The 14,756-nt window shown below is 63.9% G+C and carries 13 protein-coding genes; 4 read left to right on the top strand and 9 right to left on the bottom strand.

Features of this window, described 5'->3' with window-relative positions; translation table 11 throughout:
• Nucleotides 1–44 precede the first annotated feature (44 nt).
• Together ccmB and ccmA are read right to left on the bottom strand one after the other, a co-directional pair.
• Entirely contained in the window at nt 45–713 is a 669-nt protein-coding gene (gene ccmB / locus NGM28_RS12575; protein ID WP_240064253.1) for a heme exporter protein CcmB, read from the bottom strand.
• Nucleotides 710–1,342 (bottom strand): cytochrome c biogenesis heme-transporting ATPase CcmA, encoded by a 633-nt coding sequence (ccmA, locus tag NGM28_RS12570; RefSeq protein ID WP_240064254.1) that lies wholly within the window; start codon nt 1,340–1,342, stop codon nt 710–712. The genes ccmB and ccmA overlap by 4 nt, the downstream gene beginning before the upstream one ends.
• A 245-nt stretch (nt 1,343–1,587) precedes the next feature.
• Here ccmA and NGM28_RS12565 point away from each other — a divergent pair, with 245 nt between their 5' ends.
• The 4 genes from NGM28_RS12565 to NGM28_RS12550 all read left to right on the top strand — a co-directional run bounded on the left by NGM28_RS12565 (nt 1,588) and on the right by NGM28_RS12550 (nt 9,258).
• Nucleotides 1,588–3,150 (top strand): flagellar hook-length control protein FliK, encoded by a 1,563-nt coding sequence (locus NGM28_RS12565; RefSeq protein ID WP_252090385.1) that lies wholly within the window; start codon nt 1,588–1,590, stop codon nt 3,148–3,150.
• Nucleotides 3,147–3,491, top strand: coding sequence for an EscU/YscU/HrcU family type III secretion system export apparatus switch protein (locus tag NGM28_RS12560; RefSeq protein WP_240064256.1), 345 nt, complete (start codon nt 3,147–3,149; stop codon nt 3,489–3,491). Before NGM28_RS12565 ends, NGM28_RS12560 begins: the two co-directional genes overlap by 4 nt.
• A 193-nt stretch (nt 3,492–3,684) precedes the next feature.
• Nucleotides 3,685–6,393, top strand: coding sequence for a dermonecrotic toxin domain-containing protein (locus NGM28_RS12555; protein ID WP_252090384.1), 2,709 nt, complete (start codon nt 3,685–3,687; stop codon nt 6,391–6,393).
• A gap of 156 nt (nt 6,394–6,549) precedes the next feature.
• A complete protein-coding gene (locus NGM28_RS12550) occupies nt 6,550–9,258 on the top strand; it encodes a dermonecrotic toxin domain-containing protein (RefSeq protein ID WP_252090383.1) in 2,709 nt (902 codons plus the stop codon).
• Between the two features lie 32 nt (nt 9,259–9,290).
• Here the strand turns inward: NGM28_RS12550 and NGM28_RS12545 are convergent, their stop codons facing one another.
• The 7 genes from NGM28_RS12545 to NGM28_RS12515 form a co-directional block, all read right to left on the bottom strand.
• The gene (locus NGM28_RS12545) at nt 9,291–9,686 is read right to left on the bottom strand and encodes a DUF2802 domain-containing protein (RefSeq protein WP_213657702.1); all 396 of its coding nucleotides are present in this window, start codon (nt 9,684–9,686) and stop codon (nt 9,291–9,293) included.
• Between the two features lies 1 nt (nt 9,687).
• Nucleotides 9,688–10,167, bottom strand: coding sequence for a chemotaxis protein CheW (locus NGM28_RS12540; RefSeq protein ID WP_213657703.1), 480 nt, complete (start codon nt 10,165–10,167; stop codon nt 9,688–9,690).
• Nucleotides 10,168–10,234: 67 nt separating this feature from the next.
• Nucleotides 10,235–11,161 carry a CheW domain-containing protein gene (locus tag NGM28_RS12535; RefSeq protein WP_252090382.1) on the bottom strand — a complete coding sequence of 309 codons (927 nt, stop codon included), beginning with the start codon at nt 11,159–11,161 and terminating at the stop codon, nt 10,235–10,237.
• Nucleotides 11,161–11,949 carry a ParA family protein gene (locus tag NGM28_RS12530; RefSeq protein ID WP_011534882.1) on the bottom strand — a complete coding sequence of 263 codons (789 nt, stop codon included), beginning with the start codon at nt 11,947–11,949 and terminating at the stop codon, nt 11,161–11,163. The genes NGM28_RS12535 and NGM28_RS12530 overlap by 1 nt, the downstream gene beginning before the upstream one ends.
• 78 nt (nt 11,950–12,027) lie before the next feature.
• On the bottom strand, nt 12,028–12,885 hold the full coding sequence (motD, locus tag NGM28_RS12525; protein ID WP_213657705.1) for a flagellar motor protein MotD: 858 nt from the start codon (nt 12,883–12,885) through the stop codon (nt 12,028–12,030).
• A gap of 3 nt (nt 12,886–12,888) precedes the next feature.
• Entirely contained in the window at nt 12,889–13,629 is a 741-nt protein-coding gene (locus NGM28_RS12520; RefSeq protein WP_011534884.1) for a flagellar motor protein, read from the bottom strand.
• Nucleotides 13,629–14,753, bottom strand: coding sequence for a protein-glutamate methylesterase/protein-glutamine glutaminase (locus NGM28_RS12515; protein ID WP_240064259.1), 1,125 nt, complete (start codon nt 14,751–14,753; stop codon nt 13,629–13,631). The genes NGM28_RS12520 and NGM28_RS12515 overlap by 1 nt, the downstream gene beginning before the upstream one ends.
• Nucleotides 14,754–14,756: the final 3 nt, after the last annotated feature.

Genomic DNA, 14,756 nt, shown 5'->3' with positions numbered 1-14,756 from the left:
GGGTACATCCAGGGTATTGGCCGGGCTGCGGTGCCCGGGACTCGTTATTCGCCGACGCTGATCTTCAGGCCGGCCGCGATCGCAAAGGGTGCCAATGTCACAGCCAAGGCAGTCAGGCTGGCGAGCCAGAGCAGATGGCCGGTCGCCGGCATATTCTGCAACGCGGCCTGCAACGCGCCACTGCCCAGGATCAATACAGGGATATACAACGGCAGAATCAGCAACGCCAGCAGCAAACCGCCGCGCTTGAGACCGACCGTCAGCGCGGCGCCCACCGCGCCCAGCAAGCTCAGTACCGGCGTGCCCAGCAGCAGCGAGGCCAGCAGGACCGGCAGGCAACTGGCGGGCAGGCCGAGCATCAGCGCCAGCAATGGCGCCAACAATACCAGCGCCAGGCCGGAAAAGATCCAGTGCGCCAGTACCTTGGCCAGCACCAGTATGGCCAGTGGGTGCGGTGACAGCACCCACTGCTCCAGCGAACCATCCTCGAAATCACTGCGGAACAACCCGTCCAGCGACAGCAGCACGGCCAGCAATGCCGCGACCCAGACCAGTCCCGGAGACAAGGTTTGCAACAATTGCGTCTCGGGACCGACCGCCAGCGGGAATAAAGCAACGACGATGGCAAAGAACACCAGCGGGTTGGCCAGCTCCGCCGGACGGCGGAACAGCAGGCGCGCCTCGCGGCGCAGCAGAAGAAGGAATACGCTCATGCCGCCCACTGCCCCAGGTTCAGTTCGCGGTAGCCGGACGGCTTGCGTTCGAGGGTGTGGTGGGTGGTCAGCACCACGGTGCCACCCTGCTCGCAATGCGCCGCCAGGTGCGCCTCAAGCTGCGCCACACCCTGTTTGTCGAGGGCGGTGAAGGGCTCGTCGAGAATCCACAGCGGTGGGCTGTCCAGGTGCAGGCGGGCCAGGGCGACACGCCTTTGCTGGCCGGCGGACAGGGTGTGGCAAGGTACATCTTCGAATCCACGCAAACCGACAGCCTCCAAGGCGCGCCAGATGGCATCAGGGCTGGCCGGCTGATGCAGGGCGCAGAGCCAGGCGAGATTCTCCTCGGCAGTGAGCAGATCCTTGATACCTGCGGCGTGCCCGATCCATAGCAGGATGCTGGCCAGCGCATGACGCTGTTCAGCCAGGGGCTGGCCATTGAACAGGATGCGCCCGGCGGTCGGCTGCATCAGCCCGGCCAGCAAGCGCAGCAGGCTGGTCTTGCCACTGCCGTTGGGGCCGGCGATTTGCAACATGTCGCCGGGGCGCAGCTCGAAATCCAGGTGCTCGAACAGCAGTCGCCAGTCGCGCTCGCAGGCCAGGCCCACGGCTTGGAGGTGAAGGGTCACGGTTATGCCTTATGCGGTTGGGCTCATGTCCGGTGTCGCCTGCTTAGCGGGTAAACCCGCTCCTACAGGGATCATGCCGAACCTGTAGGAGCGGGTTTACCCGCGAAGCAAGCGACACCGATCATCAACCTAGTGTCTCAAGTGCCCCTGCTCGCTGCCGTTATACTGGCAGTGGCAGGCGGCGAGCATTATTGCACGCACTGCCCCGCTGCCAAGAGGGCTGGTCCGACAGGTTGTATACAATCATGACTGAAATCAATAGTCTCGGCGCACAAACTGCGCTAGCCCCCCAGGCGACCAAGGCCGCGATGACCGGCGAGCTGCTGCGCCTGCTGCAACCGCAGCCCGGCTTGCTGGCCCCAGGCGAGACCGCGCGTGCCGAAGTCATGTCGATGCGCCAAGTCGGCCCGGACTTCCAGATGTTGCTGCGCCTCACCCAGGCCAACGGCAACCAGACTCAGTTGCAGGCCAGTGCCGGTCAGCCCCTGCCCCAGGGCAGCCAGATCACGGTCAGCCAGACCGAGAGCAACCGCCTGGCGGTCATGGTGCAACAGGTCAATGCCAACAATATCGCCACCCTCACCCGCCTGGATACCAACCAGGTCCCGGTGGGGACGCTGCTGCAAGGCAAGGTCCTGACCAGCCAGGCACTGCCACGCAATGCAGGCGAGATCGCCAGCTTCCGCTCACTGGTGAGCCTGCTCAACAGTAGCCAGGCGGGCGCCACCCTGACCATCGACAGCCCACGCCCGCTACCTGTCGGCAGCCTGCTGAGCGCGTTGGTGCAAGGTGACCAGTCGTTGCGTTTTGTTCCTCTCAGTGGCCGTCAGGACCAATTGGCCATCGCCCAGCAACTGCTGACCCAGCAGGGCCAGCAGGCCTCACTGCCAAGCCTGCTCAACGCCCTGCAGCAAATCGCCACCTCGGGCGATGCCGGAACGCAGCTGCGCGCCAGTGCCGAGCGGCTGCTGGCCAGCTTGCCCGATGCCCGCCAGCTGGGCGATGCGAAGAACCTCGCGCAAGCCTTGAACGACAGCGGCGCCTTCCTCGAGGCCAAGCTGCTGGGCGGCCAGGTAAGCGGCGTGACAGCGGACCTGAAGACGCAATTGGTCAGGTTGGTCGCACAGTTGACCACCCCGATAACGGGCCAAACGCCCCCCCCCGCGCTGACCAGCACCTTGGCCCAGGCGTTGCCCGGCTTCGCCCGAAGTGCCCTGGGCATGCTTGGCCAGGTGACCCCACGCCAGCTACCCGGCGCCTTCCCCCTGCCCTCGCGCCTGTTGCAGAGCCTGGAAAACGAAGGCGACCTGCAACAGTTGCTGCGCCTGGCCGCCGCCGCGGTATCGCGCTTGCAAAGCCACGCGCTGTCCAGCCTGCAGCAATCGGGCCCGCTGGAGAACGGCAACCAGCAGACCACCTGGCAAACCGAAATCCCCATCCGCCACGGCCAGGACTTCATTCCCCTGCAAGTCAAGCTGCAGCGCGAGGAAACCCCGGAGCAGCAGGCCGAGCGTGAACGCGAAACCCGTGATCCGCTCGAAGCCGTCTGGCGCATCGAGCTAGCCTTCGACCTGTCACCACTCGGCCCGTTGCAGGTCCAGGCGCAATTGCTCCAAGGACGGCTGTCGGGACAACTGTGGGCGGAGCAGGAGCAGACCGCGCGCCTGATCGCCAACCAGCTCGGTGCGCTGCGCGAACGCCTGCTGGCGCGCGGCCTGGATGTCGGCGACCTGGAATGCCACCCAGGCACGCCACCACAAGGCCCTCGCACACGTCTGGAACAACGCTGGGTGGACGAAACCGCATGACCTACAAGCAACCCCGCCAGGCCATCGCCCTGAGCTACGACGGCCAACAAGCCCCGACCCTGAGTGCCAAGGGCGACGATGAGCTGGCCGAAGCCATCCTCGCCATCGCTCGCGAGCATGAAGTGCCGATCTACGAGAACGCCGAACTGGTGCGCCTGCTGGCGCGGCTGGAACTGGGCGAGCAGATCCCCGAGGCGCTGTACCTGACCATCGCCGAAATCATCGCCTTTGCCTGGCAGTTGCGTGGCAAGGTGCCGGTGGGCTTCGACGACCAGCCCGCGCCACCGCGGGATATCACGCCTGAACAGGTCTTCCTGCCAGCGGGCTCGGATACGCACTGACAGCGATTCTGTAGGAGCGGCTTTAGCCGCGATGCGGGCATCACGGTGCGTGGCACCCGCCTTGCGGGTGATCGCGGCTAAAGCCGCTCCTACAGTTGAACGCGGGCGGAACCTGCACTATCCAACTACCGCAAACACCCATACAAGTTGAGTCAACGTTACGCCTGATTCCCTCAATCAGGTCGACTCAACCATGCCTTCATCCTTCATCAACACCTTCGGCGTAGAACTTGTCCGCAATCATCTGCAGCACATACCTCGCCCCGACAAACACGCCGCCAAGGCCATCCGTGACTGGGCCACCCGTCAGGGGGTGAACCTGGACCCAGAGCAAACCGACGTCGTCACCCTGCATTACCGGGGCAACCAGGCAGTCGTCGCACAGCGTTTGTCCTTGACCGAGGCAGTACTTTCGAACTGGCAGGGCGAGACCGACAAGAACCTGGTCGGGCAGCTGTTCCCAGGCCACTGGTCCGGCACACTGCCATCCGGCCCACTGCAAATCGTCGATCATCTGCCCGCTCGCGGGCCACTGGAGAACGGCGCCGACTATTCGGTGTTCAATGGCCTGTTCCGCTGCACCAGCAACCGCCAATACGACACCACGACGCATCTGCCCGTGGATGTCGAGGCCATGCAGCGCTTCATCTGGGGCCTGGACTTCCACACCCGCTTCACCGCCATGCTGGACGACTACTGGCGCAGCAGCCTGTCCGGCCACCAACTGGCGATCCGCGTCAGTTTCGTCGCGGCCTGCAACAAGCAGGTGAGCGAAGGCTCGCTGAGCGATAGCGCACGCCAGCTGGCCTGGCAGGCCGCCGGCCTGATGCCCCGTGCGAACAGCCTGCGGATCAGGCCCCTGAACATCTACGGCTACGCCGCTACCGACCTGCTGTGCATCACCGACAACGCCCGACCGCAAGTGCTGCTCTACCTGCCCGGCAACGCCTCGCCACTGCATGAGTTCACCAACATGACCGCGCTTCAGGACTGGTTGGGCGAACAATGCCAGAACCCCGAAAAGCGCCAGCAACTGCGCCAGCACTTCAACTTGGCCGACACCCCGGACGGGCTGGACTTCAGTGGCCTGGACACCGCCCTCGAGGGCCTGGGCACCTACCCTGGCATCCACCACCGCTCGCCAAACCGGCCAGGGTTCACCACCGACGGCCGTTGGTCGCCCAGGGACTACGTCAACTACCGCCCAGAAAAATACAGCCCAGCAATCGAAGACGACCTGTTCGCGGCCCTGAGCCTGCGCCAACGCAAACGCAGCTATGCAGATGCCGACTTCATCATCACCAGCGACCACGAGGTGACCAAGGCGCGCTGGCGCGGCTATCTGGTCAGCACGATCAACCTGCTGGCACCCTTGGCCGTGGTGCTGCCGGAGCTGGCACCACTGCTTGCCATTGGCGGCATCGCCCAGTTCGCGGCGGGGATCGACCAGGCCATAAACGGCAAGACACTCGACGACAAGGCAGAGGGCGTGACGAACATCGAGTTCGGCCTGATGAACGCAGCGCCGCTCGCCCTGCGGCCATTGGCGGAGCCTCGCGTGCAATACCCCGTCAAAGGCAGGCGCTTCGTGTTTCCCAGCCGGGTGAATGACCAACTGGGCTATCCGCTAAGCCCGATCACACCTCCCGCAGTACCGGAACGCCAGTTGGTCGGCCTGTTCGGCTCGACGGTGCCCCCCTTGCCCGGCGGCGATGCCGACATCGCGCAGTGGCTGGTGCGCGTGCCCGTCTCCGAGGACTCGGAAGGACAACTTCAGTCCGTGTTGAACGGCTACAACACGCTGGTTCTCTACGACAGCGAACACGATGCCTTCATCCTCGAGTCCGAGGCTAACGAAGTGAGCCCAGCCTGCTATCAGGTATCGGCGCAAAGCCGCGGGCTGGTCGAGGTGGAGCCGCGCACCCGCGCCGTCACCGACTCGATGCGCACAAGCAGCCTGCGAGCCATGGGCGTGGATGTGCAGTTGCCCCTGGAGGTTCCACCCTTCGAGGCGCAGCTGCGCGCGCCGATTGCCCGGAAGATTTCGAGCATCTGGATTGGCGACAAAGTGATCGCCCCCAAGCTGTTGACCACGATCGCGCGCAACAGCCAGCGCGTCACCACCAGCCATTACACCTACCGGCTGTTCCTGTCCAACGCCAACGCCCAGGCCTTCAGTGAAAACCTGCGGTTACTGGCCGCGCAGGCACCGAATCTCGACGTCCTGACCCTGGAAGAACAGCCATTCTTCGCGAGGTTCCGCGACAGCAAGTACTTCGAGCAGTACCGCGATGCCGTTGGTGGCGCTGGCGCGAACTTCTCCTCGGCATCCGACATCCTGCGCTACCCCCTGCTCGCCGAGGAAGGCGGGTTGTACCTGGACGTCGACGACACCTTGGCCGCCGACCCTGCCCACCCAGAAAACCCGAGTCGCGCCGCAATCGACTCGGTCACCCTGGCCACCACACCGGACGGCCTGATACTGGGCGCCCCGATGAACAACGACTCCTTGGGGATGTACTGCCAGTACAACACCAACATGATCGGCAGCCACGCCGGCAACCCGACACTGCAGGCAGTTTCGGACGCCATGCACGAGCGCTACCTGGCCAACCGAGACTTCTACGACCACAGACCGGTGGTGGACAGCCCCGAGTTCGATGCCTACGCCCTGCGTCTGAGCCACATGACCGGGCCAGGCCTGCTGAACGATGTGATCGACCAGCGCTTGCCACGGCTACGGGCACTGCGCCAGGTCATTAACCTGCACGCCCTGCCGCAACATAACGCCATGTATCTGGTGGCCCCTGTGGAGGCCGCCTTGCGGGAGGCCGCGACAGGCGACATACCGCTCAACCAGGTGGCCGAAGTCGGCAATTTCCACTCCTGGGCCAGACCCTGATGCAGCAAGGGCGACCTGAAGGTCGCCCTTGCTTTACCTTCCCGGTGCAACTTGCACAACCACTCCCCCTCAGCCTGATGTAGTAACCCTATACAGCAGCTTGAGCCATTCGCTTCGCTACCGTGGTGCCTCATTTATCCAAACGGATCAGCTCTCATGGCTTCCACTTTCGTAAACGACGCGGGCGAACAATTCATCCGCGACCACCTGCAGAACATCCCCCGCCCCGACCGGCACGCTTCCAGCGCCATTCGTGAATGGGCCCTGAGACAGGGCCATAACCTTGACCCAGACCAGACCGACGTGGTCACCCTGCACTATCGTGGTAACCAGGCCGTCATCGTCCAACGCCTTTCTCTCACCCAGGCGGTGCTCCTGGACTGGCAAGGTGAAACCAACAAGAACCTGATCGGCCAGTTGTTCCCTGGCGGCTGGGCAGGCACGTTGCCAAACGGTCCGCTGACTATCGTCGAGCACCTGCCGGAACCAGGGCCGTTTGACAATAGCGCCCGTTTCTCGGTTTTCAACGGTCTGTTCCGCAGGTCTACCCCCGCCCGCTATGACAGCACCACGCACCTGCCAGTCGATGTCGAGGCAATGCAGCAGTTCATCTGGACACTGGATTTTCACAGCCGCTTCGTCGCCATGCTGGACAATTACTGGCAACAAGCGATGGACACTCACCGGCAGTCCCAGCAGATCAGCTTCATCGCCGCCTGCAACAAACAGGTCGAGGAAGGCTCGTTGAGCGACGCTGGCCGACAGCTTGCCTGGCAAGCTGCCGGGCTCGTGCCAAGCGCCCCCGATCTGAAGATCAGGCCCTTGAACGTTTATGGCTATGTCGCCACCGACCTGATTAGCATCGCTGACCAAGCACAGCAGCAAGTACTGCTTTATCTGCCAGGCAATGCATCGCCCTTCCATGAGTTCGACAGCATGGCCGCCATGAAGGACTGGTTCGGGGAACAATGCCGCAACACCGAAAAACGCCTGAGCCTGAGCCAGTATTTCAATCTGGCGGACATCCCCGACGGCCTTGAATTCAGCGGCCTGGATACCGCGCTGGACGGCCTTGGCGCCTATCCGGGCATTCACCATCGCTCACCCAACCGACCAGGCTTCACCATCGATGGCCGCTGGCCCCCCAGCGACTACGTCGACTACAAGGCCGACGAGTACAGCCCGCCGCTCGAAGGCGAACTGTTTGCCGCCCTCTCGCAGCGCCAGCGTGAACGCAGCTATGCCGATGCCGACTTCATCATCACCAGCAACGCGCAAGTGACCAAGGCACGCTGGCGTGGCTATCTGGAGGCTTCTCTCAACCTGCTGGCCCCTCTGGCGCTGCTGGCTCCGGAGCTCATCCCGTTACTGGCCGCCGGCGGCATGGCGCAATTCGGCCTGGGGATCGATCAGGCGATCAATGGCAAGACGCTCGAAGACAAAGCCGATGGAGTGGGCAACATCGAGTTCGGCCTGCTCAATGCCGCGCCGTTGCTCTTGCTGCCGGCGCACCGTCTACACGTTCTTTTCAATGGCAAAAGTCCACGATTCGTCACACCGCTACGACTGAACGATCAGTTGGGTTACCCCTTGAGCCCAATCAAACCACCCCGCCTGGCAGACGAGACGGCGGCAGATTTCTTCTCTTCCCCCACGTCCCGGGTGCGCCCGGTGCCTACAGAGCAAAGCCCGGTGGCCACACGAATCACCCGACTCGCCTTTGACGGGAGAAATGGCTACAGGGGAATGGGAGCGATCCTGAATGAACGCGAAGTCGAAGTGCTGTACGACACTGAATACGATGCGTTCATCCTCAAGTCGGATGCCAACAACGTGGCGCCGACCTATTATCAAGCCACCGCCGAAAGCTCCGAGCTGGTTGCCATTGACACAGCCAATCGCCCAGTCACGGACGAAATGCGCATGGGGACATTGCGCGCACTGGGCGTGGACTTGCAATTGCCCATCCAAATCCCCCAGGTTGACAGCGCGGAACTGGCGCCAATACCCAAACAGATTCTCAGCATCTGGGTAGGCGACAAAAGCATCCCCGATGACCTGCTGGAGATCGTCGCCGCCAACGTCAAAAGCCTGCGCAACACCAGGTACGCCTATCGGATGTACCTGTCGAATGCCGATTCGCAAGTGTACCAGCGGAACCTGGCGAGACTGGCCAGGTTCTCCGAGAAGCTGCAGGTACTGCCGCTGGAAGACCAACCCTTCTATATGGACTTCAAGGAAACCGAGTACTTCGAACAGTACCAACGGGCCCTCGAAGGAACGAACTACTCATCGGCCAGCGACGTGCTCCGGTACGCGTTGCTTGACTCGGAGGGCGGCATCTACATGGACGTCGACGACACCTTGCGCACCCTGGGCGACAATCCTGACGCCGACGCGGTGATCGACTCGACCCGCCTGGCCACGACACCCGATGGTCTTGTGCTGGGCGGCCCTGTGAACAACGAACTGCTGGACATGCACTGCGCCTACAACTCCAACATGATCGGCAGCCATGCGGACAACGCGACCCTGGGTATCATCCGCGAAATGATGCGCGAACGCTTCCTGGACAATCCGACGTTCTATGACACCCGGGCGTTGCGTGGCGAGGCCAACTACGAAGCCTACGCCAGGGAATTGAGCAGGATGACCGGACCTGGCTTGCTCAACGATGTGGTTGACCAGGAGCTGCCCAGGCTGCGCCTGCTGCGCCAGGTGACCAACCTGGAGTCAATCCCTCAGAACAACCCTCTGTTCCTCACGCAAGATTTGATCGACGCCCTCTCCCTGGCGAAGAAAAACGACCAGGCGCTGAGTAGCGTTGTGAAAATCGGCAACTACCATTCCTGGGGCAAAGCCTGATAGAAGTTGGGCGACTTGCGTCGCCCAAATCATCACTCGCCGCGGTGCAGCTTGCTCATCAGCTGCGCCTCGGCCTGGGTCAGCCCGCAGGTCTGGGTCAGCTCCTCGACGCTGGCCCCCATCCCCACCAGCTTGGCCGCTTGAGTAAAGGTGACGCTGTTGGGATCGCGCTGCTCCAGTTGCTGGAGCTTCTCGGGCAGTGGCGCCACCACCGCGCGCAGTTCATGGATGGCCTCGCCCATGCGCACGGTGCCGTTCTGGTAGTCGTCCAGGCGCTTGGCCAGGTCCTTGATGCGCTGGTCGCGCAGGGCATCGCCCTGGGCCTGCTGGGCGGCCAGCTCGCGCTGGCGCTTGCTGTAGTTGAGGAAGAACCACAGGCTCAGCGCCCAGAGCAGCGCCAGGAAGATAACAGCAACCTCGAAGATCAACTCAGATGTTCTCCAGCTCGGACCACTCTTCCTCGGTCATCATCTTGTCCAGCTCGACCAGGATCAGCAGCTCGCCGTTCTTGTTGCACACGCCCTGGATGAACTTGGCCGACTCTTCGTTACCGACGTTCGGCGCGGTCTCGATCTCCGACTGGCGCAGGTAGACCACTTCAGCGACGCTGTCGACGAGGATGCCGACCACCTGCTTGTCCGCCTCGATGATGACGATACGGGTGTTGTCGGTGACTTCGGTGGACATCAGGCCGAAGCGCTGGCGGGTGTCGATCACCGTCACCACGTTGCCGCGCAGGTTGATGATGCCCAGCACGTAGCTGGGGGCGCCCGGAACCGGGGCAATCTCGGTGTAGCGCAGGACTTCCTGCACCTGCATGACATTGATGCCGTAGGACTCGTTGTCCAGACGGAAGGTTACCCACTGCAGGATCGGATCTTCGGAACCTTGTGCAGACGACTTTTTCATTCCCCTAGCCCTCTAAACCCGCCATCGGCGGTGTGCTCTGTATTGCCGCGGCAGTAGCGGCGTTGATTCAGTTGTGTTTGGTGTTCATCTGCTTGACGGCACCGCTGGCGATCAGCTCGGCCAGCGCGGCGACATCCAGCAGCGCGCACATGTGCTCGATCACCGTGCCGGCCAGCCAGGGGCGCTGGCCACGCTGGCTGCGCCACTTGATCTCGTTCGGGTCCAGGCGCAGGGAGCGGCTGACCTGGTGCACGGCCAGCCCCCATTCGTAGCCCTGGACGGAAATGACGTATTGCAGCCCCTGGCGAAAATCATCGCGGTAACGGTCGGGCATGACCCAGCGCGCGGTATCCAGCACCTTCAGGTTGCCGGCCTGGCAGCTGAGGATGCCAAGGAACCAGTCCGGCTGGCCGAACAACGGCGTCAGCTCCTGGCCGGCCAGGCTGTAGATCGAGCCCAGGCACACCAGTGGCACCGCCAGGGTGAGCCCGGCTACATCGAACAGCAGGCATTCGAACGGCTCGGCTGCCCAGTCCGGGCGACCATCGACCGTGGCCGGTGGCACCGGTGCAGCAGGCGCAGGCAAGTGGACATCGACCAGCGGTGCGATGGGCTCGGCGGCCTGTACTTCGGTCAGGACCGGGATGCTGGCCTCGGCCACCACCTCAGTGTCGACCACACTGACGACCGGCTCAGGTACTGGCTGCACCGGTGGCAGGACAGTCGGCAGCACCTTGGCCTGGGGCTCGGCGAACGGCCGTGCCGCCACCGGCGCCGGGTTGGCGTGGCGCTTGGCATCCAGGGCCTGCTCTTCGCGGACCGCAGCCTCGAATTCGTCGCTGGGCGCCTCATCCGCCTCACCTGTCTCGTCTACCGTCGCGGCTTCAGGCGACTCGGGCAGGTCGAGCGTCTCGGTGGCCTCCTGCAACAGGCCGTCGAGGTAGGATTGCAGGGCCAGTTGCGGTTTGCTGGTGATGTGCGGTGCCGAGTTCATCAGGCCACCTGCAGCGCGGAACGGTAAGTGAGCAGATGCTTGAGCAACGCCCGGTAGGCGACCACGCCACGGCTCTTGCCGTCGAACTGCGACGGCGTGACACCGTTGCGGCTGGCGTCACGCAGGCGCGTATCGACCGGGATGTAGCCCTGCCAGACCTGGTCGCCGTAGGTGTCGCGCAGCACCTTGAGGGTGCCCAGCGAGGCCTGGGTGCGGCGGTCGAACAGGGTCGGGACGATCTGGTACGGCAAGGCCTGCTTGCGCGAGCGGTTGACCATGGCCAAGGTACCGACCATGCGCTCCAGCCCCTTGACCGCGAGAAATTCGGTCTGCACCGGGATCACCAGCTGCTGGCTGGCGGCCAGGGCGTTGACCATCAGCACGCCCAGCAGGGGCGGGCTGTCGATCAGGGCGAAGTCGAAATCCTGCCACAGCTGCGCCAGACTCTTGGCGATCACCAGGCCCAGGCCACTCTGGCCCGGCGACTGGCGCTCCAGCACGGCCAGCGCGGTGCTCGACGGCAGCAGCGAGATGCGCTCGTCGCTGGTGGGCAGCAGCAGCTGGCCCGGCAGGCCCTCGGGCACCGTGCCCTTGTGCAGGAACAGGTCGTAGCAGCTGTGCTCGAGCGCATCGGGGTTGTGCCCGAAGTAGCTGGTCATCGAACCGTGCGGGTCGAGGTCGACGACGACCACGCGCTTGCCCGCCTCGGCCAGCAGGCCAGCGAGGGCGATGGTGGTGGTGGTCTTGCCGACGCCACCCTTTTGATTGGCTACTGCCCAGACTCTCATCGTGCGTTGCTTCCTCCCGGTATGGCCGACAGCCTCGCCGGGAACGGTGTGAAATTCAATGACGGGGTTTTGACGGATTCAGCCCCCGGTCGACGGTGCTGGCGTGGCTGGTGCACTTTGTGTGCCAGCGCGGCGCATGGCGGCATCGGGGGTGGCATTGGCGCTGCCGCTGCCGGTCAGGCTGCGGCGCACTTCGAGGTTGCGCGAGATCACCAGCACCACGCGGCGGTTGCGCGCGCGGCCATCGGCGGTGTCGTTGCCGGCCACCGGCTGGTACTCGCCGTAGCCCACCGAAGCCATGCGCGCCGGGTTGACCCCTTCCATCGCCAGCAGGCGAACGATGCTCGCCGCCCGCGCCGACGACAGCTCCCAGTTGGTCGGGTACTGCGCGGTACGGATCGGCAGGTTGTCGGTGAAGCCCTCGACGTGCACCGGGTTGGCGAACGGCTTGAGGATCTTCGCCACCTTCTCGATGATCTCGAAGGCCACGTCGCTCGGCATGGCGTCGGCGCTGGCGAACAGCAGCGAGGAGTTGAGTTCGATCTCCACCCACAGCTCGTTGCCGCGCACGGTCATCTGGTTGGACTTGATCAGGTCGCCGAAGGCGTCGCGCACATCGTCGGTGATGGTCTTCAGCGGGTCGACGCTGGTCTGCGCCAGGCCTGCGTCGGTCTGCTCGCTGTCCTTGATCAGCGGCTCGGCCGGCTTGACACTCAGCGGCCGCTCATCACCGATGGGGATCGGCTTCATGCTGCGTTCAGGGTCGTTGAATACGCCGATCAGCGCCTGGGAGATTTGCTTGTACTTGCCCTCGTTGATCGACGAGATCGAGTACATGACCACGAAAAAGGCGAACAGCAAGGTAATGAAGTCGGCATACGACACCAGCCAGCGTTCGTGATTCTCGTGCTCTTCGGTTTTACGACGGCGGGCCATGGCTTACTCCATGAAGCCTTGCAGCTTCAGCTCGATCGAGCGCGGGTTCTCGCCTTCGGCGATCGACAGCAGGCCCTCGAGCAGCATTTCGCGGTAACGCGACTGGCGCAGGGTGACCGCCTTGAGCTTGTTGGCGATCGGCAACAAGATCAAGTTGGCGCTGGCCACACCATAGATGGTGGCGACGAAGGCCACGGCGATGCCGTTGCCCAGCTGCGACGGATCGGCCAGGTTGCCCATCACATGGATCAGGCCCATCACCGCACCGATGATACCGATGGTCGGCGCATAACCGCCCATGCTCTCGAACACCTTGGCCGCCTGGATGTCGCGGGCTTCCTGGGTCAGGAAGTCGACTTCAAGGATGCTGCGGATGGCTTCCGGCTCGGCGCCGTCCACCAGCAGTTGCAGGCCCTTGCGCGCATAGGGATCGGGCTCGGCATCGGCGACGCCTTCCAGGCCCAGCAGGCCTTCCTTGCGCGCCGTCAGGCTCCAGTTGACCACACGGTCGATGCCGCCGGCGAGGTCGACCCGTGGCGGGAAGAAGATCCAGCGCACAATCTGCAGTGCGCGCTTGAACGACGACAGCGGCGACTGCAGCAACGCTGCTGCCAGTGTGCCGCCCAGCACGATCAGGGCTGCCGGGCCGTTGATCAACGCACCGGCGTGACCACCCTCGAGGAAGTTGCCGCCGACGATGGCGACGAACGCGAGGATCAGGCCGATCAGGCTCAAGACATCCATCAGACGCACGCCTCGACCAGGTGCTTGCCGATCTCGTCCAGGCTGTACACGGCATCGGCCAGGTTGGCCTTGACGATGGCCATGGGCATGCCATAGATCACGCAGCTGGCTTCATCCTGGGCCCACACGGTGCTGCCGCCCTGCTTGAGCAGGCGCGCGCCTTCGCGGCCATCGGCGCCCATGCCGGTGAGTACCACCGACAGCACCTTGTCGCCATAGGATTTGGCGGCGGAACCGAAGGTGATGTCGACGCAAGGCTTGTAGTTCAGGCGCTCGTCACCCGGCAGGATCTTCACCGTGCCACGGCCGTCGACCATCATCTGCTTGCCACCCGGAGCCAGCAGCGCCAGGCCCGGGCGCAGCACGTCGCCGTCCTCGGCTTCCTTGACGCTGATCTTGCACAGCTTGTCCAGGCGCTCGGCGAAGGCCTTGGTGAAAGCCGCCGGCATGTGCTGGATGAGCACGATTGGCGCCGGGAATCCGGCGGGCAATTGCGTGAGCACCCGCTGCAGCGCCACCGGGCCACCGGTGGAGGTGCCAATGGCGACCAGCTTGTACGGCTTGCGCTTGGGCGCCGGCGAATGCGTGGCGGCCGGGGCTGCGGCACGGGCCGGGACGGCAGTGCGCGCAGGGGCGCTGCTGCTGAAACTGCTGGCCGGGGCATGGCTGCTGGCCGGTGCCGGCGCAGCGGCTGGCGCCGGGCTGGAATAGGCACTGAAACGGCGGTTGCTGCGGGAAATGGTATGGACCTTTTCGCACAGCAGCTGCTTGACCTTCTCCGGGTTGCGCGAGATGTCCTCGAAGTTCTTCGGCAGGTAGTCGACCGCGCCGGCATCCAGGGCGTCGAGGGTGACGCGGGCGCCTTCGTGGGTCAGCGAGGAGAACATCAGGACCGGCGTCGGGCAGCGCTGCATGATGTGCCGCACCGCGGTGATGCCATCCATCATGGGCATTTCATAGTCCATGGTGATGACATCGGGCTTGAGCGCCAACGCCTGGTCGATCGCTTCCTTGCCGTTGGTCGCGGTACCCACGACCTGGATCGTCGGGTCCGCCGAGAGAATTTCCGAGACACGGCGGCGGAAGAAACCGGAATCATCCACCACCAGGACCTTGACTGCCATAAA

It is taken from the genome of Pseudomonas sp. MWU13-3659 (genome assembly GCF_023757525.1).
Lineage (GTDB): Bacteria > Pseudomonadota > Gammaproteobacteria > Pseudomonadales > Pseudomonadaceae > Aquipseudomonas > Aquipseudomonas entomophila_E.
Note: the sequence above shows the minus strand (reverse complement) of the source record. Positions and strands in the feature narration are given on the sequence as shown.